Origin of the sequence: Micromonospora sp. NPDC005206, assembly GCF_040608175.1 — a bacterium.
In the GTDB taxonomy this organism is placed as follows: Bacteria; Actinomycetota; Actinomycetes; order Mycobacteriales; family Micromonosporaceae; genus Micromonospora.
On the sequence record NZ_JBEXHU010000032.1, the window covers coordinates 18524 to 44563 of the forward strand.

Genomic DNA, 26040 nt, shown 5'->3' on the forward strand with positions numbered 1-26040 from the left:
GTGATGAGCGATGAGCAGACCGACACGGGTACCGGGTGGCCGCAGCCCGCGGGTCCGGTGCGCCCGGGTGGGCCGGCGGGTGAGCCGGATCCGCGACCGGACGCGCCGGATCCGGACGAGTTGAGCCCGTTGGCGCCGCAGGGGCCGGCGGAGCGGGAGCCGGAGCAGGAGCAGCTGGCCGAGGCGTCCAGGGGGGCGCCGGTCGACGAGGGCGCGACGGTGGACCTGAGCGGTGTGTCGCGGTCGGACGGGTCGACGGGGTCGGCTGAGGAGCCGGTGGCGCCGGCGAGGTCGCTGGCGTGGGGTCGGTTCCGGTGGAGCACGGCCGGGGTGATGATCGTGGCGCTGTTGGCGTTGCTGGGCTTCACGCTGGTGGTGCAGTTCAAGACCACGTCGACGGATCCGACGCTGGGGGCGACGCGGCAGGAGGACCTGGTGCGGATCCTGTCGGACCTGGATGCCCGGGAGAACCGGTTGCAGCAGGACATCCGGGCGTTGGAGGACAGCCAGCGGCAGTTGCGTTCGGGTGAGCAGGGTCGGCAGGCGGCGTTGGACGAGGCGACGCGGCGGGCGGACGAGTTGGGCATCCTGGCGGGCACGTTGCCGGCGACGGGGCCGGGGTTGACCGTGCGGTTCGACGCTGGCGGCGGTAAGCCGATCTCGGCGAACCAGGTGCTGGACGCGGTGCAGGAACTGCGGGGCGCCGGTGCGGAGGCGATGCAGATTTCCGGGAGTGATCGGGCGACGGTGCGGATCATCGCGTCGACGTACTTCCTGGATGGGGAGAGCGGGTCGTTGGTGGTGGAGGGGCGTCGGTTGGCGGCGCCGTTCACGATCACGGTGATCGGTGACCCGGCGACGATGCGTACGGCGTTGAACATTCCTGGTGGGGTGGTCGCGTCGGTCCAGGGTGTCGGCGGTAACGTGACCGTTGAGGAGCGTGGGGTTGTCGAGGTTTCGGCGCTGCACGCGCCGATCAAGCTGGATCACGCCCGTCCGGTCTCCTGACCGGCGCGGCCGCGCCGGGCCCGGGTGGTCCGGGGCACCGATGGATGAAGGACGCGTCTGGTGATTCCCGAGGATCTGCGATACACCGCTGAGCACGAGTGGGTGGCGGGTGACGGCACCGGTTCTGTTCGGGTCGGCATCACGCACTTCGCGCAGGACGCGTTGGGTGACATCGTGTACGTGCAGTTGCCCGAGGCGGGTGCGGTGGTTGCGGCCGGTGACTCGTTGGGTGAGATCGAGTCGACCAAGAGCGTGTCGGAGATCTACGCGCCGGTGGCCGGTACGGTGGCGGCGCGTAACGAGGCGCTGGGTGACACGCCTGAGCTGATCAACACGGAGCCGTACGGTGCGGGTTGGTTGGTGGAGATCACCCCGAATGATCCGACAGCGGTGGACGGGTTGCTCACGGCGGGCGCGTACCGCAAGATCACCGAAGGCTGAGTGTGCTTGATCCGGTGCGTGGGATGTCTGCGCGCGTCCGGTTGCCCTGCATTTCGGCGCTGGCTAGGCTCGCCCAGTCGACCGAGAAGAACCCAAGTGTTGAGCGTTGCGGAATTGCCTTCCCGGGCACGGGGAGCCAGCCGCCGGGTGTTCGAGTGCCCGGCGGCCAGACCCGCCATTACCCGACGCCAACCGAACAGATCCGTGAGGTGGTCCCATGACGCGCCCAGACGACGAGTTCCCCCCGCTCGACGTCACTTCGACGCTCAATCTCGGTTCGCTCGACGAAGTGCTGGAGGGGCCGGACACCGATGTGGTGCCGAGCCGGATGTCCGGTTCGTTGCCGCCGGGTATGGCGCTGCTGGTGGTTCGTCGCGGCCCGAATGCGGGTGCCCGGTTCCTGTTGGACCACGATGTGACGACGAGTGGCCGGCACCCGGACAGTGACATCTTCCTGGACGACGTGACGGTGTCGCGGCGGCACGCTGAGTTCCACCGGGACGGTGGCACGTTCACGGTGCGGGACGTCGGCAGCCTGAACGGCACGTACGTGAATCGTGAGCGGGTCGAGGCGGCCACGCTGAGCAATGGTGACGAGGTTCAGATCGGTAAGTTCCGGGTGGTGTTCATCGCCGGTCCGCGCCCGGAGGAGGAGGCCGGCCGGGGGTGAACGAGCCTGCGGCCTCCACGCCACCCGGGGCGGCCCGGTCCCAGCCGCTGATGAGCATCGGTGAGGTGCTGGGGCAGTTGCGGGTGGACTTCCCGGACACGACGATTTCGAAGCTGCGGTTCCTCGAGGCCGAGGGGCTGGTCGAGCCGCAGCGGACTGCGGCGGGTTACCGGAAGTACAGCTGGGACGATGTGGCGCGGTTGCGGTTCGTGTTGACCGCGCAGCGGGACAAGTACCTGCCGTTGCGGGTGATCCGTGAGCAGTTGGCCGAGTGGGACTCGTCCGGTGAGCAGCCGGGGCGGTCGCGGCCGGCGTTGGTCGCGGTGGGGCCCGATGGCGCTGTGCCGGGTCGGGAGTCGGCGGAGCCGGCCGAGTCGTCGCAGGTGCGGCTCGGCCGGGCTGATCTGGTCGCGCGCAGTGGGATCGACGAGTCGACGTTGGTCGAGCTGGAGCGTCTGGGTGTGCTGGTGTCGGATCCGCCGGGGTGGTATGACGGCGACGCGTTGATCATCGCGTCGGCGGTGGCGGGTTTGGCGGCGTACGGGTTGGAGCCGCGGCATCTGCGGGGTTATCGGACCGCGGCGGACCGTGAGGTCGGGTTGTTCGCGCAGTTGGTGGCGCCGTTGGCGCGGCAGAGTGATCCGGCGGCGCGGGCGCGGGCGGCGGAGACGGCGCGGGAGTTGGTGGCGTTGTCGGAGCAGTTGCACGCCGCGTTGGTGCGGGTGGGGTTGCGTTCGACGTTGGGCCGGTGAAGGGGCCCGGCGGGTGGCGGCTGAGCGGAAAGATCCCTTCCGGGAAGCGTGCCGTAGGCTTGCCGGGGTAACCCCTTTCTGGCGCGGGCGTGGTGCCGTAGCGCATGGGACGGCCGTGTCGCGGTCCGTGTACCGTGCAGGGAAGGGCGCGGTGCGGCGTAGGTGACAACGACACGGAGGCGGCGGTGCGCGAGCTGAGCGTGGTCGGAGTTCGGGTGGAGCTGCCCAGCAACCAGCCGATCGTCCTGCTCAGGGAGGTCGAGGGGGACCGCTATCTGCCGATCTGGATCGGCGCGGTCGAGGCCACGGCTATCGCTTATGAGCAGCAGGGGGTCAAGCCGGCCCGACCGTTGACGCATGATCTTCTGCGGGACGTGTTGGCGGCGTTGCAGGCGCCTCTGCAGGCGGTGGAGATCACCGAGCTCAAGGAGAACGTCTTCTACGCGGATCTGTTGATCGGCGACGGGGTGCGGGTGTCGGCGCGGCCGAGCGATTCGATCGCGTTGGCGTTGCGGGTCGGTGCGCCGATTCGTTGTGCCGAGCAGGTCCTCAGCGAAGCGGGGATCGTCATCCCGGATGAGCAGGAGGACGAGGTGGAGAAGTTCCGCGAGTTCCTGGAGCAGGTGCGTCCGGAGGACTTCGCGGGCTGAGCCGGTCTTCCCGGCCCTTCACGAGGCGTCACTGTGGGTGATCCTTGGCGCTTCTGGTGATCTTTCTCGGTGGCTGCGCGGCGTGTCGCGTCGGTTCCTCTGTGGTAACCCCTGACGGTGGCGATAGGGTTGCCGTGTCGAGGGGTGCGCGTCCGGGAAACGACGCGTCGCCGCACTGACGGGGAGGTTGTCCGGATGCACGAGCCGCAGGATCCTGATCCGGGTACGGAGTTGGACGAGCCGGGTGTGGCCACTGAGGGTGACGGTTCGGTGGGCTACCGGGGTGTGACGGCATGTCACGCGGTGGGCATCAGTTACCGGCAGTTGGATTACTGGGCGCGGACGGCGCTGGTGGTGCCGAGCGTGCGTGACGCCTCGGGTTCGGGGACGCAGCGGTTGTACTCGTTCCGCGACCTGGTGGTGTTGAAGGTCGTGAAGCGGTTGTTGGACGCGGGGGTGTCCCTGCAGAACATCCGCAAGGCGATCGAGGCGCTGCGGTCGCGTGGGGTGGGGGACCTGGCCGACATCACGCTGATCTCCGATGGGACGACGGTGTACGAGTGCCGGTCCCCGGAGGAGGTGGTCGACCTGTTGCAGGGTGGTCAGGGCGTGTTCGGGATCGCGATCGGTGGGGCGTTCAAGGAGATCCAGGGTTCGTTGTCGCATCTGCCGGCGGAGCCGGCGACGAGCGGCCCGGTGGAGCCGGTGGCGGCGTCCGGGTCGGATCCGGTGGGCGACGAGTTGGCGGCGCGGCGAGCCCGGCGACGGGCCGGCTGAGCGCTGCTTGGGTCGCCGGGGCTGTCGACGCGCCCGGTTTTCACGTTTAGTTTTTCCGCTGCCGATCGGTGACTGCGCGTCAGGTCGGCGGTTCCTCGCTGCCCGGTGGACACCTTGATGATCCACAGTGTGTGTCGGGTCGGTTGCCGAGTGTGGACGGCGGCGTCGGTCGTGATGACGGTCTGTGTCGGATTGTTGTCGGGCATCCGATAGGGGGGCGCTCGCCGGGCCACGTCGACACGCTATGGTCGCCCACGGTCCCCGGTGTGGCGCCGTGGCATGACGATGTCGCTCCGGTGGTCCACTGCCCCTCCGCGCCGACCCAGCGCGACTCTCCACCCCGGAAGGAACGACCGTGACGGTTACCGAAGAAGCCGCTCCCGCCTCGCACTACGACCGCATCGGCGGTGCCAGTTCGGTCAAGGCGGCCGTCGAGCTGTTCTACGACAAGGTGCTCGCCGACCCGGACCTGGCGGGCTACTTCGCCGATGTGAACATGCCGGGTCAGCGGCGGCACCTGACGTTGATGTTGACCGCGGTGCTGGGCGGTCCGAACGAGTACGCCGGCCGCGGGTTGGCCGAGGCGCACCAGCCGCTGAACATCCCGGTGGAGCACTACGTCAAGGTGGGTGAGCACCTGATCGTGACGCTGACCGAGCTGGGTGTGCCGGCGGACATCCTGGCCGACGTGCAGACGGTGCTGGAGCAGGTGCAGAACCAGGTGGTGGCCGCCGGGAACCGTCCGGGCGTCTGATCGTGGACGCGGCTCGACTCAAGCAGAGTTGGTCCCTGGTCGCCGGGCACGGCGACCAGGTGCCGCTCTATTTCTATTCGACGTTGTTCCTGTCCCATCCCGAGACACGGCAGATGTTCCCGACGAACATGGCCGGGCAGCGGGACCGGCTGGTGACCGCGCTCGGGCACATCGTGTCCAACGTGGACCAGGTGGATCATCTGGTGGGTTTCCTGCGGGACCTCGGCGCGGACCACCGCAAGTTCGCGGTCCGCGCGGAGCACTACCCGGCGGTCGGTGAGGCGCTGCTGGCGACGTTGCAGCACTTCCTGGCCGAGCAGTGGACCGAGGAGTTGGCGCAGGACTGGGCGGCGGCGTACGGGCTGGTCGCGCAGGTGATGTCGGAGGCCGCGCAGGCCGCGGAGACGGTGAATCCGCCGTGGTGGGTGGCGGAGATCGTCGCGCACGAGCGGCGGGCGTTCGACGTGGCGGTGCTCACGGTGCGCCCGCAGTACCTGCTGCCGTTCACTCCGGGTCAGTCGATCGGGGTGTCGCATCCGGCGGTGCGCTCGTGGCGGTACTACTCGCCGGCGAACGCGCCCCGCGCGGACGGCACCCTGGAGCTGCACGTGCGGGCCGCGCCGGGTGGCGCGGTGTCCTCGCGGCTGGTGTACGGCTCGGCGGTGGGTGACCGCATCCACCTGGCGGCGCCGGTGGGGGATCGGCTGTCGTTGTGGGCGGCGGGTTCCAGCGATCTGGTGCTGCTGGCGGCGGGCACCGGCTGGGCGCCGGTGAAGGCGCTGGTGGAGCAGGTCGCCGCGGAGGGTTCCCGACGGCGGGTGGACCTGTACGTGGGGGCTCGTTCCCGCAGCGAGTTCTACGACAGCGACGCGATCGACAAGCTGGCGTCGTCGTACCCGTGGTTGACGGTGACCTACGTGGTGGGCGCCGACCTGAACCGGTCGGGGGAGTTCGTGCACGCCGTGGACCGGGCGCTGGCCGATGGTGACTGGCGCTCCCGGCACGTGTACGTGTGCGGGTCGGACGAGATGGTTTCGCACGCGGTGCAGACGTTGGTCCGGGCGGGTTACCACTCGGATCAGGTGCACCACGAGGGCCTGGGCAAGCACTGGTACGGCCCGGCCTGGCGTACGGCGGTGGAGCAGTCGACCGCTGGTGACAACTCCGGAGGTGTTGTTCGGTGAGCGCGACCCCGATCAGCCGGTACGACGGCGTGCAGGTCGTCGGCGGTGTGCAGGTGCGGATGACCGCGGACCGGGTCCGGCGGTGGGAGTTCGGCACGGCGTCGTTCGGTCGGCGTGGTTACGACAACGCCGATGTGGACCGGTTCCGGGTGCAGGTCGCCGATGAGCTGGACCTGTTGGCGACGCAGGTCGCGAACCTGCGCGCGGAGAACGAGCGGCTCAACGACCGGGTGGAGCTGCACCGGCACGGCGTGATCCCGAGTACGGGCGCGGCGGCGAAGGTGCCGGCCGCCAAGGAGGTGAATCTGCTTTCCGCGGCGCAGCGGGAGGCGGAGCAGATCATCGCGCAGGCGCACGACTACGCGCGGCGGGTCGCCGAGTACGCCCGGGTGCAGTACGAGAGCTACATGCAGGCGGCGGCGGAGGAGGCGAAGCAGGAGGCCGAGCGGGCGGTGGCGGATTACCGCAGCTCGGCCGGGTCGAGCTTCGACGACACGGTGGCCACCCGGGAGGCGTTGCGGATCTTCGGCGAGATGATGGTGTCGCACATGCAGGCGGCGGCGCGGCATCTCGACGACGGCAGCGAGCAGTTGGCCCGCACGATGGACCGGATCGCGAAGGAGACGCCGGGGGCGCCGTTCGCGGTCGGCGCGGCGGGGCAGACGGCGCTGCCGCGTCACCAGCAGCAGCGGTGATGCTCGGGTGGGGTCCGCCTGGCGGACCCCACCCGGCTGCCGAGGCGGTCGCGGTGGCTATCGAGGGCCGGGGCTGAGCGTGTGTACCTGGTTCGTTACGGCCGTCAGAAGGGCGGTCAGCGCGGGAGCCGGGGGGCTGTCCCGGGTCACGGCGACCAGGCGGCGTTTGAGAGTGGCTTCGGCGATGTCGCGAATGGCGAGAGCGGGGTCGTCCGTGGGCAGGGTCAGGGCCGGCATCAGGGCGACGGCTGCCGCGGCGCGGACGAGTTCGAGTTGCACGTCGGCGTCGCTGCAGCGATGCCGCAGGTCGGGCTCGTAGCCGCCGAGGGATCGGCAGGTCCCGACGACCATGGCGTGGTGGCCGGTGCCCTCGGCGGACGTGGTCCAGATGTCGGGTCGCAGTTCGGCGACCGCGACGGGGCGTTTGGGCCGGGCGAGTGGGTGCGCTGCCGGTAGCACGATCTTCAGTGGCTCCTCGAGCAGGAGCGTGAAGCGCAGCCCGGCCGGGCGGGGGCGGGGGTGGCCGTCGTACTCGTCGCCGATGACCAGGTCGACGGCGCCGAGGCGCAGGCTTGGCAGGGACTGTTCGAGTTCCAGCTCGAAGATCTCCACGCGCACCTGCGGGTGGTCGACGTTCATGCGGGCAAGGGCCGGAACCAGGAGGCGACGGGTCGCCGATTGCAGGCCACCGGCGCGTACGGTGCCCCGGATCTCACCGCTCAACGCGGCCAGGGCGGCTTCTGCCGCTTCGGCCGCTGACAGCAGCAGGCGCGCATGCAGGGCAAGCAGGTGTCCGGCGTCGGTGAGTCGTACGCCCCGCCCGGCCTTGTCGAACAGCCGGGCGCCGATTTCCTTCTCCAGGATGGCCAGTTGCTGGGAGACCGTCGACGGGCTGTAACCCAGGGCTGCGGCGACCGCAGCCAGGGTGCCCCGCTCCTCGAACTCGCGAAGGAAGCGCAGCCGCCGCAGATCCAAGGCAATCATGCGGGAATTCTAACGAGTCACCTGCATGAATCATCGCTGGACCTGGCGAGTCTGGTCGCTGATCCTTGTCGGCATGGGTCCCGCACTGTGCCTTTGGTCCGCGGCGTGCTTCGGCGCTATGGCGATCTTCGGCAAACTCGCCTACGACGCCGGCGTCTCGCCCGGGGCGCTGCTGCTGGTGCGCTTCACCCTGGCCGCCGTGCTGCTGGGGTTGGTCCTGCTCGTGCGGCCGGGCCTGCGCCGAACGGAGCCGGGTCCGTACCGGGGCGAACCGGGCAACCGGCCGTCGGCGACGCGCGGCCGGGTGCTGACCACCGCCATCGGGCTGGGTGCCATCGGGTACGCCACACAGGCGAGTCTGTTCTTCTCGGCTCTGCAACTGATGGACGCCTCGCTGCTGTCCCTGATCCTCTACACCTACCCCGTCCTGGTCACCGTGGCGGCGGTACTGCTCGGCCGCGACCGGCTCACCCCGGGACGCGGCGCCGCGCTGGTGGCCGCGTCGGGCGGAACGCTGCTGGTCCTGATCGGCGCCGGTGGCGTGAGCTTCCACCCGCTCGGGGCGCTGCTCGCCTTCGCCTCGGCGCTCACCTACACCGGCTACATCCTCGTCGCCGACACCGTCGTGCACCGGCTGCCGCCCGTGCTGCTGGCCGCACTGGTGATGGCCGGCGCCGCCGGCACCCTCGGCGCGCGCGCCCTGTTCACCGGAGGGGTCGACCTCGACTTCGAGGCGCCGGGATGGTTCTGGCTGGCCTGCATCGCCGTGGTCTCCACCGTTGTGGCGATGCTGACCTTCTTCGCCGGCCTGAAACGGACCGGCCCATCGACCGCCGCGATCCTGTCCACCTTCGAACCCGTGGTCACCACCGCGCTGGCCGCGCTCATCCTCGGCGAATCCCTGACCCCGGTGCAGCTCGCCGGCGGCGCCCTGGTGCTGTCCTCCGTCGCCGTCCTCCAGCTCCGACCGACCCGCACCCGCCGCCGAGACCATGCCCCGCCCCCGGCAGCCGACCCCGAGGCCCAGGGTGCGCAGGATGGGGCAGGACATCCTGCCGCGGTCAGCTGAGCCGTTGGTCGAGGTGGAAGGTGACCTCGGCGCCAGCCTCGCTCTTGCCGATGAGCTTGCACAGGGCGGCCCGGATGGGCAGCCAGTGCGGGCCGGTGCCCGAGGGCATGAGGGTGGCGCTGAACGGGTGACCGTCGATCGTGCCGGTGACCTTGACGGCGCGGCGGGTGCCGAGCAGTTCGGCGGAGTCAGGCACGGTCACATAGGTGGCGAAGGCGCCGTCCTTCTCGATCGGCGCGGTGAAGCGGTGGTCCAGTGGCTGCGCGGCCATTGCGCTCCTCACGTCGGTTCGGCGGTGCTGGCGCGGACGGCGTCGGCGACCGGCGTCGGCCCGTTGACGAGTTCCAGGGTCTCGCCGGCGGTGCGTGGTTCGTCGAGCAGCGCCACGAGAACCAGGGCGACGTCGGCGCGGGTCACCGCGCCCCGCCCGGCGTGCGCGGAGAGGGTGACGTGTCCGGTGGGTTCGTCGTCGGTGAGCCGGCCGGGTCGCAGCACCGTCCAGTCCAGGTCGCGGGCGCGCAGGTCGTCCTCGGCGGCGCGTTTGGCGCGCAGGTACGCCGCCCACACGTCGTCGGCGCCGGCGGCGGGTGGGTTGTCCACGCCCATGGAGGAGACCAGCAGGTAGCGGCGGACACCGGCGTGGGTGGCGGCGTCGGCGAGCAGCGCGGCGGCGGCCCGGTCGACGGTGTCCTTGCGGGCGGCGCCGCTGCCGGGGCCGGCGCCCGCGGCGAAGACCACCGCGTCGGCGCCGTCGAGGTGCGCGGCGAGGTCGGTGCGGTCGGTGTGTTCCAGGTCGCAGACGACCGGGGTGGCGCCGGCGGCGCGCAGCGCGTCGGCCTGGTCGGGGTTGCGGATCAGGCCGACGGCGGTGTCGCCGCGCGCGGCGAGGTGACGCTCCAGCAGCAGGGCGATCTTGCCGTGGCCTCCGGCGATGAGAACACGCATGCGCCCAACCTACCGGCGGTGCAGCGGGTCGGGTCCTCTTGACTTTGCCCTTCGGGCAACCCCCAGCCTGGGGTGTGCCGGTCGCCGTGACCGGCACGAGGAGGATGTCGACGTGGGGCTGCTGACCATCGGGGCGTTCGCCCAGGCGGCGAGACTGACGCCGAAGGCGTTGCGCCTGTACGACCAGGTGGGGATTCTGCCGCCGGCCGCGGTCGATCCCGAGTCCGGGTACCGGCTCTACGACCCGGCTCAGCTGCCTCTGGCTCGGCTGATCGCCCAGCTCCGTCGCATCGGCATGCCACTGGCGCAGATCCGCGTCGTTTGTGCCCTGGAGCCCGCGGCGGCGGCTGAGGCGGTCACCGCGTACTGGCAGGGGGTGTCCGCCGACACCGCGGCTCGCGCCCGGCTCGCCACCATCCTCGTGGACCACCTGTCCGAAGGGGGCGCCACCATGTCTCAACCCAATCCCACCGTCGCCGTCCGCTACGCCACCGGTTGTGACACCGGGATCGTGCGTGACAGCAACGAGGACGCCGCGTACGCCAGCGAGCGGTTGCTCGCCGTCGCTGACGGCATGCGAGGACCCGGCGGCGCTGCCGCCAGCGCCGCCGCCATCGACGCCCTCAAACCGTTGGAGCTCACCGACGCGCCGGCTGCTGACCTGCTGACGATGCTCGCCGGTGCGGTCACCGACGCCGACCGCACCGTGCGCGCGCTGGCGACCGGTGACCATCAGCCGGTCACCACGCTGACCGCGTTGCTGCGCAGCGGCTCCCAGCTGGCCCTGGTGCACATCGGTGACACACGGGTCTACCTGCTGCGCGACGGTGAGCTGTCCCTGCTGACCCAGGACCACACCTGGGTGCAGGCGCAGGTGGATCAGGGCAGGCTCGACCGCGACCAGGCCGCCGCGCATCCTCAGCGCGCTGTGCTGGTGCGTGCCCTCGGCGCCGGCCCGCAGGTCGAGGCTGATCTCGCGCTACGCATCGCCCTGCCCGGTGATCGGTACCTGCTGTGCTCCGACGGGCTGTCCGCTGTCGTCGACCGCGCCGATCTGCGGTCGACGCTCAGTGCGGCTACCGATCCCGAGCACACGGTGCGGGAACTGATCGAGCTGGCTCAGGCGGCCGGAGCGCCGGACAACATCGCCTGCGTCATCGCCGACATCGTCGCGGTGTAGTCACCACCACAGGTCGGCGGGGGTTCGGCGGCGGCGGGTGCGTTGAGGCAGCATGGAGGGGTGATGGAGAGCCTGGACGCGTTGACCTCGCTGGTGGCCGGTGGTCAGGTGGTGGTGCTCAGCGGGGCCGGCCTGTCCACCGAGTCGGGTATTCCGGACTACCGGGGGCCCAGCGGGGTGGCCCGCCGCCACACGCCGATGACCTTCCAGGCGTTCACCGGCGATCCTGTCGCGCGGCGGCGCTACTGGGCGCGCAGCCACCTGGGATGGCGGTTGATCGCCCGGGCGGCGCCGAACGCCGGGCATCGGGCGGTGGCGCGGCTGCAGCACGCCGGTCTGGTCGACGCGGTGATCACCCAGAACGTCGACGGGTTGCACGGCGCGGCGGGCAGCGGGTCGGTGGTCGAGCTGCACGGCCGCCTGGACGAGGTGACCTGCCTGGACTGCGGCAACCTGACCTCCCGGGAGGAGGTGGACCGCCGGCTGCGCGAGGCCAACCCGGATTTCGTGGCCCGGGTCGCCGCGGTGAACCCGGACGGTGACGTGGATCTCCCCGATGAGCAGGTGGCCGCGTTCCGGCCGGTGGACTGCGGGATCTGCGGCACGGGGATGTTGAAACCGGACGTGGTGTTCTTCGGTGAGACGGTGCCGCCGCAGCGGGTGGCGCGCTGCTTCGCGCTGGTGGAGCAGGCTCGGGCGGTGCTGGTGCTCGGGTCGTCGTTGACGGTGATGTCGGGCCGCCGGTTCGTGATTCGGGCGGCGAAACGGGGCATTGCCGTGGCGATCGTCAACCAGGGTGCGACCCGGGGTGACGGGTACGCCACGGTGTGCGTCGACGCGCCGTTGGGGGCGCTGCTACCGGCGCTGGCCGAACGGGTCACCGGCGGCGCGGCGGTGGTCACTCCAGCCGGGGTGTGACGGCGGGTCCGGGGGTAGGACATCTGCCGGAAACACCGGCGCTGGTAGCGTTGACCATGCCGGTACCACCCACGTGGGAGAGACCGCCCGACAGCACCCGGGGCGGCGCCGAAGGGGCAAATCCTCCCCGGAACCTCTCAGGCAAAAGGACCTCGTGGGCAGGCACTGTGGAGCGCTGTGCGGGCGCGACAGAGGGGGAGGCCGATCCGTCGACCTCGTCCCGGGAGTGCCCCCATGACCGTTGAGCAGTTCGCCACCCGTCACATCGGTCCCGGCCCGGACGATGAGCGCCGGATGTTGGAGGTCGTCGGGCACGGCTCGATCGACGAGCTGATGGACGCCGCGATCCCCGAGGTGATCCGCTGGCACGGCACCCTGGACCTGCCGGACCCGGCCACGGAGGCCGAGACGATCGCCGAGCTGCGGGCCCTGGCGGCGCGCAACACCGTCGCCGTGTCGATGATCGGACTGGGCTACCACGGCACGCACACCCCAGCGGTGATCCGCCGCAACGTCCTGGAGGACCCGGCCTGGTACACGGCGTACACGCCGTACCAGCCGGAGATCAGCCAGGGCCGCCTCGAAGCGCTGCTGAACTTCCAGACCATGGTGACCGACCTGACCGGGTTGGCGACCGCTAACGCGTCGATGCTCGACGAGGGCACCGCCGCGGCGGAGGCGATGACCCTGGCCCGCCGCGCATCGAAGAGCAAGAGCGCGGTGTACGTGGTCGACGCCGACGCGCTGCCGCAGACCATCGCGGTGATCAGCAGCCGGGCCGAGCCACTCGGCATCGAGGTGCGGGTCCTCGACGTCGAGGGCGACGAGCTGCCCGGTGAGTTCTTCGGCCTGCACCTGCAGTACCCGGGGGCGTCCGGCGCGGTACGTGATCACGTGGCGCTGGTCGAGGCCGCGCACGCCGCCGGCGCCCTGGTCACCGTCGCGGCGGACCTGCTGGCGTTGACGCTGCTGCGCGCGCCGGGGGAGATCGGCGCGGACATCGCCGCCGGCACCACGCAGCGTTTCGGCGTACCCATGGGCTTCGGTGGGCCGCACGCCGGTTACCTGGCGGTGCGCTCGGGCCTGGAGCGGATGCTGCCGGGCCGGCTGGTCGGGGTGTCCCGCGACGCGGACGGCAACCCCGCCTACCGGCTGGCGTTGCAGACCCGCGAGCAGCACATCCGGCGGGAGAAGGCGACCAGCAACATCTGCACCGCGCAGGTGCTGCTCGCGGTGATGGCCGGCATGTACGCCGTCTACCACGGCCCGGACGGGCTGCGGGACATCGCGACGCGTACCCATGACATGGCGGCGCGGTTGGCGGCCGGGCTGCGCGCCGGTGGCGTGGACGTCGCGGACGTCGCGTTCTTCGACACCGTCACCGCGACCGTGCCCGGGCGGGCCGGCGAGGTGGTGGCGGCCGCCGCCGAGCGTGGCGTCAACCTGCGGCTGGTCGACGCCGACCGGGTGGGTGTGTCGTGCGACGAGACGACCACCGTGGCACACCTGGCGGCGGTGTGGGCGGCGTTCGGTGTGCCCACCTTCGACGGCGATGGCGTGGCGGCCCTGCCGGTCGAGTTTCACCGCACCAGCGACTTCCTCACCCACCCGGTGTTCCGCAGCCACCACTCGGAGACGGCGATGCTGCGCTACCTGCGCCGGCTGTCGGACTTCGACTACGCCCTGGACCGGGGCATGATCCCGCTCGGCTCGTGCACGATGAAGCTGAACGCGACCACCGAGATGGAGCCGGTCAGCTGGGCGGAGTTCGCGCACATCCACCCGTTCGCCCCGGACGCGCAGACCGCCGGGTACCGGGAGATGATCGGTCAGCTGGAGTCGTGGCTGGCCGAGGTGACCGGCTACGACGCGGTCAGCGTGCAACCCAACGCCGGCTCCCAGGGGGAGCTGGCCGGGCTGCTGGCCATCCGGGCGTTCCACCACAGCCGCGGCGAGGCGCACCGCGACGTGTGCCTGATCCCGTCGTCGGCGCACGGCACGAACGCGGCGTCGGCGGTGATGGCCGGCATGCGGGTGGTCGTGGTGGCCTGCGACGACGACGGCAACGTCGACCTGGTCGACCTGGACGCGAAGATCGACAAGCACCGGGAGGCGCTCGCCGCGATCATGGTGACGTACCCGTCGACGCACGGTGTGTACGAGACGGGCATCGCGTCGCTGTGCGCGAAGGTCCACGACGCCGGCGGGCAGGTGTACGTCGACGGGGCGAACCTCAACGCGCTCGTCGGGTTCGCCAAGCCGGGCAAGTTCGGCGCGGACGTGTCGCACCTGAACCTGCACAAGACGTTCTGCATCCCGCACGGCGGCGGCGGCCCGGGGGTGGGTCCGGTGGCGGTGCGGGCGCATCTGGCGCCGTTCCTGCCCGGTGACCCGCTGGGGGCGCACGCGGACGCGACGCCGGCGATCTCGGCGGCGAGGTACGGGTCGGCGGGGATCCTGCCGATCCCGTGGGCGTACCTGCGGATGATGGGCGCGGCCGGGCTGACCCGGGCGACCGGCGTCGCGGTCCTCGCGGCGAACTACGTGGCGGCGCGGCTGCGCGGGCACTTCCCGGTGCTGTACGCCGGCAACAAGGGCCTGGTGGCGCACGAGTGCATCCTGGACCTGCGGCCGCTGACGAAGGCGACCGGGGTGAGCGTGGACGACGTGGCGAAGCGGCTGATCGACTACGGGTTCCACGCGCCGACGATGTCGTTCCCGGTGGCCGGGACGCTGATGGTGGAGCCGACCGAGAGCGAGGACCTGGCCGAGTTGGACCGGTTCTGCGACGCGATGATCGCGATCCGGGCGGAGATCGAGCAGGTCGGGTCGGGGCAGTGGCCGGCGGGGGACAACCCCCTGGCGAACGCGCCGCACACCGCGGCGATGGTCAGCGGTGACGAGTGGGCGCACCCGTACCCACGGTCGGTGGGCGCGTACCCGGCCGGGGTGGACCGGGCCGGGAAGTACTGGCCGCCGGTGCGGCGCATCGACGGCGCGTACGGCGACCGGAACCTGGTCTGCTCGTGCCCGTCGCCGGAGGCCTTCGAGGACTGACGACGGGGTGCCGGGGCGGGCGGTGTGGCCGCCCCGGCAGCCGCGCCGACCTGGGCGGGGACGTCCCGTACCGGGGACTAGCCTGGGTCGACGGCGGCGATTCGGTGACGCTGAGTGGTCAATCAGGCCACGAGGGCGTGTCGGGCGGGGCCGCGGTGCGGGGCGATGCTGCTGCCGTCGGGGAGCAGCTCGCCGGTGTCCTCGAACACGATGACACCGTTGCAAAGCAGGCTCCAGCCCTGCTCAGGGAAGCAGGCGAGGACGCGGGCGGCTTCCCGGTCGATGGCTTCGGCGGAGGGGCAGGTCGGTTGGTGCTGGCACATCGGGTTCTCCGGACTGTGGGGGCACTGTGTCATGGTTCACATGACCAGTGACGCACAGTACCAAGCGAAAGTGTCCAGCATCGAGCAGGTGCCGGCCTGGTGCACGGGAAATCCACTGAACGGATGAGGAAGGTTGGGCCATACGGCGTGGAAACGCTCCCACAGGTGGTGGTCGATGCACCCGCGGCGCCACCCGGATGCCGGGGCGCGCTCGTCGAGCGCGCCCGCCTGCAATGGCGCCGCACCGACGGCGGCGACCCCGCCGCGCTCGCCGAGGAGTTCCTCGCCGCGCACGGCCTGGCGCTGCACGACCTGACCCGGCCCGCCCCCGCGCACCCGGCCACCGGCCCCTGCGGCGCCGCGCTCTACCTGTCCGCCGCCGCCGGAGCGCTGCTGGCCGGCGCCCCGGCCGAAGCGCCCGACCCCGCGCCCGCCCTGCCCGACCTCGCCGTGGTCGTCTACGACCACGGCGCCGCCCGGCCCACACCGCCCGGCCCGCCCGCGCCCTGGTGGCTCGACGAGTGGACCGAGAGCTGGACCCCACGCCAGCACGCCGACGCCGTCGACGCGGTCCGCGCCGCCATCGGCCGCGGCGACGTCTACCAGACCAACCTCGTCGGCCACGCCGCCGCCCGCTACACCGGCGACCCGCTGCCCGCCCTGAGCCGCCTCGGCGCGCTGCCCGGCGCCCGCTACGGCGGCGTGCTCACCGGCGACGGCTGGGCCATCGGCTGCGCCTCCCCGGAAACCCTCGTCGAGGTCACCGGCGGGCAGCTGACCACCAGACCCATCAAAGGCACCCGCCCCGCCACCGCCGCCGGCCGCGCCGAACTGCTCGCCAGCGCGAAGGAACGCGCCGAACACATCATGATCGTCGACCTGGAACGCAACGACCTGGCCCGCATCGCCCGCACCGGCAGCGTCCGCGTCGACGACCTGTTCGCCGTACGCCGCTGGTGCGACCTGTGGCAGGCCGAGTCCACCGTCCGCGCCACCCTCGCCGACGGCCTCGGCCTGGCCGACCTGCTGCGCGCCACCTGCCCCGGCGGCTCGGTCACCGGCGCGCCGAAACTCGCCGCCCTGACCCAGATCGACGCCCTCGAACCCGTCGGCCGGGGCGCCAGCATGGGCGCGCTCGGCTGGGTCGCCCCCGGCCGCGTCGACCTCGGCCTGACCATCCGCACCGCCGCCGCCGACGGCGAGCGGCTGCACACCTGGGCCGGCGGCGGCATCACCTGGGACAGCGACCCCACCGCCGAGGTCGCCGAGGCCGCCGCGAAGACCGCCCCGATCCGCGCCACCCTGGCCGGGCGCTGAACCCGCCGCGACCGGCGATACGCTGACCCGCATGACCATGCGGCCCATCCGGATCATCGGCGACCCCGTGCTGCGCACCCCGTGCGAGCCGGTCACCACCTTCGACGCCGACCTACGCGCCCTGGTCACCGACCTGATGGACACCCTGCTCGGCGCGCCCGGGCGGGCCGGCGTCGCCGCCCCGCAGATCGGGGTCAGCGCCCAGGTGTTCGTCTACGACGCCGACGGGCACCGCGGCCACCTGATCAACCCCACCCTGGAGCTGTCCGAGGAACCCCAGGACGACGAGGAGGGCTGCCTGTCCATCCCCGGCCTGTACTTCCCGACCCAGCGGGCCATGCACGCCACCGCCCACGGCGTCGACCAGCACGGCGAACCGCTGACCATCGCCGGCAGCGGCTTCCTCGCCCGCGCCCTGCAACACGAGGCCGACCACCTGCGCGGCACGCTCTACGTCGACACCCTGCGCGGAGACATCCGCCGCCGCGCCCTGCGCGAGATCCGCGCCGGCCGGTTCGACTCACCCAGCCGCCGCCGCTAACGGGCGGTCAACGTCCACTCGTCGTAGTCGGCGACCCAGCTGAACCCCACCCGCTCGTACAGCCGCACCGCGGCCACGTTGTCCGCCTTCACGTTCAGCGTCACGTGCTCGACGCTCTCGCGCAGCCGGGCGCACAGCGCCGCCACCACCGCCGCGCCCACACCCCGCCCCCGCCAGCGCGGATCGGTCGTGACGTTGCCCAACGCCGCCACCCGATAGGCCGGCGACCACACGTGCACCCCGGCCACCGCCCGCAGCTCACCGCCGTCGCGCACCCCCACGTACTGCCCGGTGTCCAGCATCCGCGGGTCAAACCAGTTCTCCGGGTACGCCCGCGCGTACAACCGGCGCAGCGGCGGCAGGTCCGCCGCGCCGAGCACCACGCCCGCCGGGCGCACCCGCACGAGGCGGTCCGGGTCGGTCAACGCCATCCGGTGATGCCGGCCACCGGAATCGAGCCGGAAAGACCCGGCCAGCGCGTCGGCCAGCCCGGGGGACAGGTGCGCGTACAGCCGGGCCGGCAGCACCGGCGCCACCTCGGCCAGCAACGCCGCCAGCGCCCAGGTGTCCGCCGGCGCCGCGAACGCCAGCAGCGTCGGCGGGTCCACCCCGTGATACAGCAACACGACCTGCTCACCCCGGCGGAACCACGAGGTGTACGGCCAGAAGAAGTCGTCCAGGTCACCCAACTGGTAGGCGTGCAGCACCGGATCACGCCCCAGCAGCTCCGCCAGGACGGCCCGGTCGTGCTCCGCGCGAACCGGCATCAGCGCCGACTCACCGGGCCAGCCACTGGTCGTAACCGAGCTTGGCGACCAACGCCACCACCACCACCAGCAGCACCACCCGCACGAACCCCGACCCGCGGCGCAACGCCATCCGCGCCCCCAGCACCGCGCCGGCGATGTTGCACACCGCCATCCCCGCGCCCAGCAGCCACCACACGTGCCCTGTCACCCCGAACACCACCAGCGCACCCAGGTTCGTGCCCGCGTTGACGACCTTCGCCATCGCCGAGCCGTGCACGAAGTCCGCGCCCACCAACGCGGTGAACGCCAGCACCAGGAACGTGCCGGTGCCCGGACCGATCAACCCGTCGTACAGAGCGATCCCCACCCCGGCCACCGCGATCACCACCGCCACCCGCACCGGGGTCCGCCGCTGCGGTACCGCCACCACCCCCAGCCGGGGCCGCAGCAGCACGAACACCGCCACCGCCACCAGCACCACCAGCACCACCGGCCGGTACGCCGACGCCGGCACCGCACCGGCCAACGCCGCGCCCACCCCGGCGGTGAGCACCGCCAGCGCCGCCGCCGGCCCCGCCACCCGCCAGTCGACCTTCGTGCGTCGGGCGTACGTCGTCGCCGCGGTGGCCGTGCCGAAGATCGCGGCCAGCTTGTTGGTGCCCAGCGCGGTGGCCACCGGCAGCCCGGGCGCGGCCACCAGCAACGCCGGCAACAGCAGCAGGCCACCACCGCCGACCACGGCGTCGACCCAGCCGGCCAGGGCCGCGGCGGCCAGAAGGGTGCTCAGCGATACGGCGTCCACGGGCGGCAATTCTTCCCACCCCGACCCGCCCGGCCCGTACCGAAGTGGCCAGCCTCACTCGCGCCCCCGCACGTCACCGACCCCGCGCCCGCCGCAACCACACCCCCAACGCGCCCACCGCCACGAACACCAGCACCGAACACAGCAGCAGTTTCACCACCCGGCAACCCTGCCACGGGGACGTAGGGTGCAGGGGTGCGCCTGGCCACCTTCAACGTGCTGCACGGACGATCCCTGACCGACGGGCTCGTCGACCCGGACCGACTCGCCGCCGCCGTGCGCGCCCTCGACGCCGACGTGCTGGCCCTGCAGGAGGTCGACCGCGACCAGAGCCGCAGCGGCAACCTCGACCTCACCGCCATCGCCGCCCGCGCCCTCGACGCACCCCACCACCGCTTCGCCGCCGCCGTCGTCGGCACCCCCGGCGAACAGTTCCGGCCCCTGCGCCACGACGACGACGGCCACGGCGAACCCTGCTACGGCATCGGCCTGATCAGCCGCCACCCCGTCCGCAGCTGGCAGGTCACCCGACTCAAGCCCGCACCCGTACGCTCCCCGGTCTACGTGCCCGGCCCCGGCGGCGGCCTCGTCCTGCTGCACGACGAACCCCGCGTCGTGCTCGCCGCCGTCCTGGACACCCCGCACGGGCCGCTCACCGTCGCCGCGACCCACCTGTCCTTCGTCCCCGGCTGGAACGCCCGCCAACTCCGGCAGACCATCCGCGCCCTGCGGGCGCTGCCCTCGCCCCGCGTCCTGCTCGGCGATCTCAACCTGCCCGCCGGCGCGGCCCGGCTCCTCTCCGGCTGGCGCCCCCTGGGTCGCCGCCCCACCTACCCCGCCGGGCAACCCCGCGTCCAACTCGACCACATCCTCGCCGACCGGCACGCCCTCGAGCAGCTCCCACCGGTACGCGCGGTCACCACTCCGCTGTCCGCCATCTCCGACCACCGACCCCTGCTGGTCGACCTCGGCTGAGAATCGACTGCCATCGTGGGTCACGAATGTCTAGGGTGGGCTCACCGACAGCACCGCCGTTCCGCCAACTCCGCCCCCGACGTCCATCGGAGCTGACCATGAGCGACACGCCGGACACCATCGTGCTCATCCACGGATTCTGGGTCACCCCGCGCAGCTGGGAAAACTGGGTCACCCACTACCAGGACAAGGGCTTCCGGGTGCTCACCCCGGCATACCCCGGCCTGGAAGCCGAGGTCGAGGCCCTCAACGCCGACCCGAGCCCACTGGAGACGCTGACCGCGCCGCAGATCATCGAGCACCTGTCCACGGTCGTCGAGGCGCTGCCCAGACCACCCATCATCATGGGCCACTCGGCCGGCGGCGCGTTCACCCAGGTGCTGCTCAGCCGGGGGTACGGCACCTCGGCGGTCACGCTCAACTCGGCGCCCACCGAAGGCGTCAAGGTGATCCCGTTCTCGCAGCTCCGCTCCACCTTCCCGGTGCTGAGGAACCCGGCGAACCGACACCGGGCCGTCGGGTTCACCTTCGAGCAGTGGCACTACGCGTTCACCAACACCTTCGACGAGCACGAGTCGCGGGCGCTGTACGAGCGCTACGCCATCCCCGCCTCCGGCGGCATCCTCTGGGACAGCGTGCTGGCCAACCTGCTGCCCGGCCCGCAGGACATCGCCGTCGACTACCACAACGACCAGCGCGCGCCACTGCTGTTCATCTCCGGCTCAAAGGACCACATCATGCCGCCGAGCGTGCAGCGCTCCAACGCCGCGCACTACCAGGGCGACACGGTCACCGAGGTCAAGCTCTACGACGGGTACGCGCACCTGCTCCCCGCCCAGCAGGGCTGGCAGGACATCGCCGACCACGCCCTCGACTGGGCGCTGCGGCACGCCCGGTGAACACCGAGCCGCTGCGGATCACCCACATCGGCGGCCCCACCACGCTGATCGAGGTCGGCGGCTGGCGGCTGCTCACCGACCCGACCTTCGACCCACCCGGACGGCGCTACACCTTCGGCTGGGGCACCTCCTCCCGCAAGACCACCGGCCCGGCCATCCCCGCCGCCGACCTCGGCCCGATCGACGCGGTGCTGCTCACCCACGACCACCACGGCGACAACCTCGACGACGCCGGCCGCGCACTGCTGACCGACGTGGACACCGTGCTCACCACCACATCCGGGGCGCGCCGGCTCGGCCACGACGCCCACGGCCTGCGCGCCTGGGAAACGACCCGGCTCGAACACCCCGGACGCCCGACGATCGAGGTGACCGCGACGCCGTGCCGGCACGGCCCACCGCTGAGCACCCCGATCGTCGGCGACGTCGTCGGCTTCGCAATGCGCTGGGCGGGGCAACAACACGGCGCGCTGTGGATCACCGGCGACACGGTGCTGCACCGCGGCGTACGCCACGTCGCCACCCGCATCCCCGTCGGCACCGTGCTGCTGCACCTAGGCGGGGTGCGGTTCCCCAGCACCGGGCCGCTGCGCTACTCGATGACAGCCCGACGCGCGGCGCAGCTGTGCGCCGCACTCCGACCGCAGACCGCGATCCCGGTGCACTACGAGGGCTGGCAGCACTTCCAGGAGCCACGCGACGTGATCGAGCGGGCGTTCGCCGCCGCCCCGCCCGCCGTCCGCGACAGCATCCGCTGGCTGCCACTCGGGCAGCCCACCACCATCAGCGCGTAGCAACGGCCGCCGGGGGAGAGGGAGCCCTGTCGCAAGATTCCCTCAAGATCATTGCATCGACGACCTCCGACGATCATGCTGGTCGAATCGCGCCACGATCAACTAGTCGGAGGCCACATGAGACGCCAGCGACCCACCGTCCTCGCCATCTCCACACTCCTCACCATCACCCTCACCGCCGCACCCACCCCCGCCAACGCCCAGAGCGCGGCAGAACCCAACCAGGTCGCCAACCTCACCGTCCGCCAGGCCGACGGGTACGCCACCCTCGCCTGGCAACCCGTCGACGGCGCCACCGACTACCAGATCGAACGCACCGCCGTCGACGCCAACGGCACCCCCACCGGCGCACCCACCATCGTCGGCATCTGGCGCCCCAACCGCCAGATCAACCAACAGGCACCCACCTTCGCCGACGCCGGCTTCAACCCCGGCGACACGTTCCAATGGCGGGTACGCGCCCGCGCCGGCACGGCCGAACAGCCCTACTCCGACCCGATCGTCGCCACCACCACCGCACCCTGGGGCAACCTCGGCACTCCGGGCGAGCAACTGCGCACCCAGTGGGAGACCGCCCACGCCGCGCAGTACACCAGCGACACCGACGAGTACGCCTACACGGCCGCCATCGACGCCCTCAGCGACCGCGTCCGCGTCGTCGAGCTCGGCCGCACCGTCCAGAACCGACCGATCAACATGCTGGTCATCGGTTCCCCCACCCCGGCCGCCACCCCGGAGGCCGTCGCCGCCACCGCACCCGTGGCCATCAACTGCAACGTGCACGGCAACGAACCGGGCGACCGCGAAGCCTGCCTCATCATGGCCCGGCAACTCGCGTTCAGCACCGACCCCCGCATCACGGACCTGCTCAGCCACACCACCGTCCTGATCGTCCCCACCATCAACGGCGACGGCCGGGCCGCCAACACCCGCGGCAACTCCACCGGCCAGGACCTCAACCGTGACTACTCTCTGATCCGCCAGCCGGAGACCGCCGCGTACATCAAGATGGTCCGCGACTACCGACCCGTCGCCGGCTACGACGGCCACGAGTTCGGCAACTCCCGCGCAGGCGACCTGCCGATGCTGCCGCCCCGACACCAGAACGTCGCCCAACCCGTCTTCGACCAGTCCCAGGACATGATCGAAGGACACATGTACGCCAAGGGCGCCGAAGCCGGCTGGTGGGCCTGCCCCTACGGCTGCGAAGGCGGCGGCAACGTCGGCCTCAGCGAGGAAACCATCCTGCGCAACACCCTCGGCCTCAAGAACGTCGCCAACTCCCTGCTGGAACTGCGCAGCTCCGGCGGACAGACCCGACCCGACGAGGGCAACACCGCCAACAACCGGCGCCGCAAGACCTACTCGGCCCTGTGGACCTTCCACCAGTTCCTGGACTACCACCGCGCCGACCGAGGCGACATCCTCACCTCCCGCGCCGAGTCCATCGAAATCCAGGCCGCCAACACCGGCCGCCTCGTCTTCCGCGGCTCCCGACCGATCCCCGCCCACCCCGCCCCGCACCCCGGCGACAGCCCTCCGCCGCTGGACGCACCCCGCGCCGACCTCATCCTCGACAACGCCCCGTGCGCCTACAAGCTCACCGACGAGCAGTACAACGGCGCACGCACCGACGGACCAGGCGGTGTGGGCACCACCGTCGCGCAGCGCATCGCCGCACACGGGTGGAAGGTCATCAAGACCAGTGACGGCTACTACGTACCTCTCAACCAGCCCGAACGCGGCCTCATCCCGCTGCTGCTCGACACCAAGGGCGTGGAGAAGCTGACCGACGGCGAACGCGTCTACCCCACCCTCACCGGCCGACGCAACGGACCACTGGTCGTCTCCGGCTTCACCTGCGCCGCCGACGCCACCATCAGCGGCCCGGTCACCGTCCGGGCGGGCGCCGCACTCGTCGCGACCGGAACCACCATCAGCGGGCCGGTCAGCGCCACCCGCGCCGCCGGCGTCCTCCTCGCCGACAGCACCATCAACGGCCCGGTCCAGATCACCAACACCACCGACGCGATCTCCATCATCGACGTCACGATCGCCGGCCCGGTCAGCCTGTCCGGCAACACCACCGGCACCGACGCACCCCTGCTGGCCGGCAACACCATCCGCGGCCCGCTCAGCTGCACCGCGAACAGTCCCGCCCCGACCAACCTCGGCGTGACCAACACCGTGCACGGTCCGCGCACCACCCAGTGCGCGGCACTGTGACCGGCAGCTAGTCGAGCCGGCGCGCCGGCGGTACGGGCACCACGCCCGTACCGCCGGCGCAACCCACCCACCGACCCCCGACCCGTGGAGCCCGCCGTGTCGAACCCGTCCCGCGCTCTCCGCCTCCTCGTACCGGCCCTGCTGCTGGCCACCGCCGCCTGCACCGCCACCTCCACAACGGACGCGCGACCACCGAGCAACACCAGCGCACCCCAGGTCACCGGACCACTCTGCGCCGCCCTGCCCACCGGCACCGACCCCGGAAACCCGACCTTCCTCGCCGGCCAACCCGTCGACCAGGCACTCCGGTGGATCCCCACCCTCACCACGTTCGAGGCGGCCCTGCGCACCAGCGGCGCCCTCACCGACCTGCCCACCGGCACCGGCGTCACCATCCTGGCGCCCTCCGACGACGCCTTCGCCGCCAAGTTCTCCGAGGACAACTGGGACGACCTGATGACCCGCCACACCGACCAACTGCGCACCCTGCTCAAGGCACACCTGATCGCCGGAACCCACCCCATCGAGGAGCTGGTGACCGCCGGCACCGCCACCACCCTCGACGGCGCCACCGTCACCCTCACCCGCACCGCAACCACCGCCCGCCTCGACGACCGGGCCGACGCGGTGTGCGCCGACTACCAGGCCACCAACGCGCGCATCCACATCATCAACGCGGTACTCGGCCCACTGCCCACCACCGCCGACGACACCGACCAGCGGGCCCACTGACCCCGCTCACCGCGCCCGGTCCGCCGGCCCCAGGGCGGCCAGCGCCCGGTTGGTGCGGTTGGCCCGCACCGCGTCGCGCTGCTGATCGGCCGTCACCTCGATGTACGTCTGCGACGACGCCAACGACGCGTGCCCCAGCAACCGCATGATCTCCGCCGCGCTCGCCCCGTCCTCGGCCAGCCGCGTCGCGAACGTGTGCCGCAACGCGTGCAACCGCGCACCACGCGGCACCCGGTCACCGATGCCCGCCCGCCGGTAACACGACTCCACCAGATACTGGAGTCCACCACGACGCAGCGGCTCGCCCCGCCGGTCCACCAGCAACGCCGAGTCCGGGCGTACCGACCGCGACCCGAAGCGCCGCACCCGACTGTCCAGGTAGTCCACCAGCACCCCGTCCAGATCCGCCTCGATCGGCACCACCCGGGGCCGCCCACCCTTGCCGACCACCTCGACCCGCCGTTCACCAGGCCGACCCGCCAGCGAGCCGACCCGCAGCGCCAGCAGCTCCGACAGCCGCAGCCCCGCGCAGAGCGCCACCGCCAGCACCGCCACGTCCCGCTCCGGCCACGGGTCACGCTGCCGGCCGTCGTCACGCGCGGCCGAGGCGAGCAGCAGCTCGGGGGTGTCCGCCCCGCGCAGCGGCTTGGGCTGGGGGAGCAGGGCCCGCGGCCGGCCGACCGCCGGCATCGGATTGCCCGCCACCACCCCGTCCGCCACGAGGAACGTGAAGAAACTGTTCCAGGTGGACCAGGCCCGGTGCACCGACGCGGGCGCCCGGGGCGCGGCGAAACGGGCGAACGCCGCCCGCATCACTCGGGGGGAGAGATCGGTGATGGACAGCGAATCACGGGGGAGGGGAGTGGTGACGTCCTCGCCGATCAGGGCGGCCACCGCGTGCAGGTCCCGCCGGTACGCCGCGAGGGTGTGGGGGGAGGGCTTGCGGGTCGCGCGGGCGGTCAGGAACTCCTCGATCAGCACATCAAGCGAGTCGTCCTTTTTGTCATGCATAAGGGATATTATGCAGCTTTTTCGCGTTCATCGGCAAGGGAGAGGGGAGTAGATGCCAGAACCCCGGCGGTACGTCCTGACCGGAGCACCCGGCGCCGGCAAGACCACCCTGATCGAGGCGCTACGCCACAGGGGACACGTCACCGTACGAGAGGCCGCCACCGACGTCATCACCCAGCGGCAGGCGCAGGGGCACGCTGAGCCGTGGCGCGAGCCCAGCTTCGTCGACGCCGTCGCCCAACTCCAGCGCCACCGGCAAACCAGCTCACACGGCCCGGTGCAGCTCTACGACCGATCACCGTTGTGCACGCTGGCGCTGGCCCGACACCTGGGGCGACCCATCGGCCCGGCGCTCGCCAGCGAGTTGAACCGGATCGTTCGCGAGCGGACCTACCAGCGGCCGGTGTTCCTGATCGGCCCGCTGGGCTTCATCCGAAACACGCCCGCGCGCCGGATCAGCTACGCCGAGGCGCTGGCCTTCGCCCACCTGCACTAGGCCGTGTTTCATAGCTCGGTTCAGAGCCATTCGTTGATCGCGGCGACGTGGAGTGTGGCCTGGTAGCGCACAGCGAGTTTGTCGAATCTGG

General features: G+C 71.7%; 28 protein-coding genes and 1 riboswitch. Of the genes, 21 read left to right on the forward strand and 7 right to left on the reverse strand.

The genetic code is table 11. The annotated features are described in order from the left end of the window. From ABZU69_RS33450 to ABZU69_RS33490, 9 genes are all read left to right on the forward strand, one after another. Positions 1 to 1008, forward strand: a complete 1008-nt coding sequence (locus tag ABZU69_RS33450) for a DUF881 domain-containing protein (protein WP_354968289.1) — start codon at positions 1 to 3, stop codon at positions 1006 to 1008. A gap of 60 nt (positions 1009 to 1068) precedes the next feature. Then, positions 1069 to 1449: a glycine cleavage system protein GcvH gene (gcvH, locus tag ABZU69_RS33455; RefSeq protein WP_089020879.1), complete on the forward strand. Its 381-nt coding sequence runs from the start codon at positions 1069 to 1071 to the stop codon at positions 1447 to 1449. A 217-nt stretch (positions 1450 to 1666) separates the two neighbouring features. Beyond that, positions 1667 to 2119 carry an FHA domain-containing protein gene (locus ABZU69_RS33460; protein WP_007071101.1) on the forward strand — a complete coding sequence of 151 codons (453 nt, stop codon included), beginning with the start codon at positions 1667 to 1669 and terminating at the stop codon, positions 2117 to 2119. A gap of 50 nt (positions 2120 to 2169) precedes the next feature. After that, on the forward strand, positions 2170 to 2871 hold the full coding sequence (locus tag ABZU69_RS33465; RefSeq protein ID WP_354968312.1) for a MerR family transcriptional regulator: 702 nt from the start codon (positions 2170 to 2172) through the stop codon (positions 2869 to 2871). Between the two features lie 185 nt (positions 2872 to 3056). Beyond that, on the forward strand, positions 3057 to 3521 hold the full coding sequence (locus ABZU69_RS33470) for a bifunctional nuclease family protein (protein WP_007460347.1): 465 nt from the start codon (positions 3057 to 3059) through the stop codon (positions 3519 to 3521). 195 nt (positions 3522 to 3716) lie between these two features. Further along, positions 3717 to 4298, forward strand: a complete 582-nt coding sequence (locus ABZU69_RS33475; RefSeq protein WP_354968290.1) for a MerR family transcriptional regulator — start codon at positions 3717 to 3719, stop codon at positions 4296 to 4298. Positions 4299 to 4653: 355 nt separating this feature from the next. After that, entirely contained in the window at positions 4654 to 5052 is a 399-nt protein-coding gene (locus ABZU69_RS33480; RefSeq protein WP_354968291.1) for a group 1 truncated hemoglobin, read from the forward strand. Positions 5053 to 5054: 2 nt separating this feature from the next. Next, a complete protein-coding gene (locus ABZU69_RS33485) occupies positions 5055 to 6236 on the forward strand; it encodes a globin domain-containing protein (RefSeq protein ID WP_354968292.1) in 1182 nt (393 codons plus the stop codon). Next, positions 6233 to 6931 carry a DivIVA domain-containing protein gene (locus ABZU69_RS33490; protein WP_354968293.1) on the forward strand — a complete coding sequence of 233 codons (699 nt, stop codon included), beginning with the start codon at positions 6233 to 6235 and terminating at the stop codon, positions 6929 to 6931. The genes ABZU69_RS33485 and ABZU69_RS33490 overlap by 4 nt, the downstream gene beginning before the upstream one ends. Positions 6932 to 6988: 57 nt before the next feature. On the opposite strand, the gene ABZU69_RS33495 is transcribed toward ABZU69_RS33490, so the two are convergent. Next, a complete protein-coding gene (locus ABZU69_RS33495) occupies positions 6989 to 7915 on the reverse strand; it encodes a LysR family transcriptional regulator (RefSeq protein WP_354968294.1) in 927 nt (308 codons plus the stop codon). A gap of 25 nt (positions 7916 to 7940) precedes the next feature. On the opposite strand from ABZU69_RS33495, the gene ABZU69_RS33500 reads away from it, so the two are divergent. Next, positions 7941 to 8984, forward strand: a complete 1044-nt coding sequence (locus ABZU69_RS33500; RefSeq protein WP_354968295.1) for a DMT family transporter — start codon at positions 7941 to 7943, stop codon at positions 8982 to 8984. Here the strand turns inward: ABZU69_RS33500 and ABZU69_RS33505 are convergent. Together ABZU69_RS33505 and ABZU69_RS33510 are read right to left on the reverse strand one after the other, a co-directional pair. After that, a complete protein-coding gene (locus tag ABZU69_RS33505) occupies positions 8977 to 9255 on the reverse strand; it encodes a DUF1905 domain-containing protein (RefSeq protein ID WP_354968296.1) in 279 nt (92 codons plus the stop codon). The genes ABZU69_RS33500 and ABZU69_RS33505 overlap by 8 nt on opposite strands. Positions 9256 to 9263: 8 nt before the next feature. Further along, complete coding sequence (locus ABZU69_RS33510) at positions 9264 to 9929, reverse strand: SDR family oxidoreductase (protein ID WP_354968297.1); 666 nt, start codon at positions 9927 to 9929, stop codon at positions 9264 to 9266. Positions 9930 to 10041: 112 nt separating this feature from the next. Between ABZU69_RS33510 and ABZU69_RS33515 the strand changes: the two genes are divergently transcribed. The 3 genes from ABZU69_RS33515 to gcvP all read left to right on the forward strand — a co-directional run bounded on the left by ABZU69_RS33515 (position 10042) and on the right by gcvP (position 15084). Then, complete coding sequence (locus tag ABZU69_RS33515) at positions 10042 to 11109, forward strand: MerR family transcriptional regulator (protein WP_354968298.1); 1068 nt, start codon at positions 10042 to 10044, stop codon at positions 11107 to 11109. Between the two features lie 63 nt (positions 11110 to 11172). Beyond that, a complete protein-coding gene (locus ABZU69_RS33520) occupies positions 11173 to 12027 on the forward strand; it encodes an NAD-dependent protein deacetylase (RefSeq protein WP_354968299.1) in 855 nt (284 codons plus the stop codon). Between the two features lie 64 nt (positions 12028 to 12091). Beyond that, a riboswitch (glycine riboswitch) is annotated at positions 12092 to 12190 on the forward strand. Between the two features lie 71 nt (positions 12191 to 12261). Continuing rightward, entirely contained in the window at positions 12262 to 15084 is a 2823-nt protein-coding gene (gcvP, locus tag ABZU69_RS33525; protein ID WP_354968300.1) for an aminomethyl-transferring glycine dehydrogenase, read from the forward strand. A 122-nt stretch (positions 15085 to 15206) separates the two neighbouring features. Here the strand turns inward: gcvP and ABZU69_RS33530 are convergent, their stop codons facing one another. Beyond that, complete coding sequence (locus tag ABZU69_RS33530; RefSeq protein ID WP_074310192.1) at positions 15207 to 15407, reverse strand: DUF5999 family protein; 201 nt, start codon at positions 15405 to 15407, stop codon at positions 15207 to 15209. 96 nt (positions 15408 to 15503) lie between these two features. On the opposite strand from ABZU69_RS33530, the gene ABZU69_RS33535 reads away from it, so the two are divergent. Continuing rightward, complete coding sequence (locus ABZU69_RS33535) at positions 15504 to 16724, forward strand: chorismate-binding protein (protein WP_354968313.1); 1221 nt, start codon at positions 15504 to 15506, stop codon at positions 16722 to 16724. 31 nt (positions 16725 to 16755) lie between these two features. Further along, positions 16756 to 17265: a peptide deformylase gene (gene def, locus ABZU69_RS33540; RefSeq protein ID WP_354968301.1), complete on the forward strand. Its 510-nt coding sequence runs from the start codon at positions 16756 to 16758 to the stop codon at positions 17263 to 17265. Here def and ABZU69_RS33545 read toward each other — a convergent pair. Both ABZU69_RS33545 and ABZU69_RS33550 read right to left on the reverse strand, forming a co-directional pair. Beyond that, a complete protein-coding gene (locus ABZU69_RS33545; RefSeq protein WP_354968302.1) occupies positions 17262 to 18032 on the reverse strand; it encodes a GNAT family N-acetyltransferase in 771 nt (256 codons plus the stop codon). The genes def and ABZU69_RS33545 overlap by 4 nt on opposite strands. 10 nt (positions 18033 to 18042) lie before the next feature. Further along, positions 18043 to 18816, reverse strand: coding sequence for a TSUP family transporter (locus ABZU69_RS33550; protein WP_354968303.1), 774 nt, complete (start codon positions 18814 to 18816; stop codon positions 18043 to 18045). A 195-nt stretch (positions 18817 to 19011) separates the two neighbouring features. Here ABZU69_RS33550 and ABZU69_RS33555 point away from each other — a divergent pair, with 195 nt between their 5' ends. The 5 genes from ABZU69_RS33555 (at position 19012) to ABZU69_RS33575 (ending at position 24442) form a co-directional block, all read left to right on the forward strand. Continuing rightward, positions 19012 to 19791: an endonuclease/exonuclease/phosphatase family protein gene (locus ABZU69_RS33555; RefSeq protein ID WP_354968304.1), complete on the forward strand. Its 780-nt coding sequence runs from the start codon at positions 19012 to 19014 to the stop codon at positions 19789 to 19791. A 98-nt stretch (positions 19792 to 19889) separates the two neighbouring features. Further along, positions 19890 to 20690, forward strand: a complete 801-nt coding sequence (locus tag ABZU69_RS33560) for an alpha/beta hydrolase (protein ID WP_354968305.1) — start codon at positions 19890 to 19892, stop codon at positions 20688 to 20690. Further along, a complete protein-coding gene (locus tag ABZU69_RS33565; RefSeq protein ID WP_354968306.1) occupies positions 20687 to 21484 on the forward strand; it encodes an MBL fold metallo-hydrolase in 798 nt (265 codons plus the stop codon). The genes ABZU69_RS33560 and ABZU69_RS33565 overlap by 4 nt, the downstream gene beginning before the upstream one ends. Positions 21485 to 21601: 117 nt before the next feature. Continuing rightward, complete coding sequence (locus ABZU69_RS33570; protein ID WP_354968307.1) at positions 21602 to 23710, forward strand: M14 family zinc carboxypeptidase; 2109 nt, start codon at positions 21602 to 21604, stop codon at positions 23708 to 23710. A 96-nt stretch (positions 23711 to 23806) separates the two neighbouring features. Further along, a complete protein-coding gene (locus ABZU69_RS33575; protein ID WP_354968308.1) occupies positions 23807 to 24442 on the forward strand; it encodes a fasciclin domain-containing protein in 636 nt (211 codons plus the stop codon). Positions 24443 to 24448: 6 nt separating this feature from the next. Here ABZU69_RS33575 and ABZU69_RS33580 read toward each other — a convergent pair whose 3' ends face one another. Beyond that, positions 24449 to 25453, reverse strand: coding sequence for a tyrosine-type recombinase/integrase (locus ABZU69_RS33580; protein ID WP_354968309.1), 1005 nt, complete (start codon positions 25451 to 25453; stop codon positions 24449 to 24451). Between the two features lie 52 nt (positions 25454 to 25505). On the opposite strand from ABZU69_RS33580, the gene ABZU69_RS33585 reads away from it, so the two are divergent. Continuing rightward, positions 25506 to 25949, forward strand: a complete 444-nt coding sequence (locus ABZU69_RS33585) for an AAA family ATPase (RefSeq protein ID WP_354968310.1) — start codon at positions 25506 to 25508, stop codon at positions 25947 to 25949. The last annotated feature ends 91 nt before the right edge of the window (positions 25950 to 26040 follow it).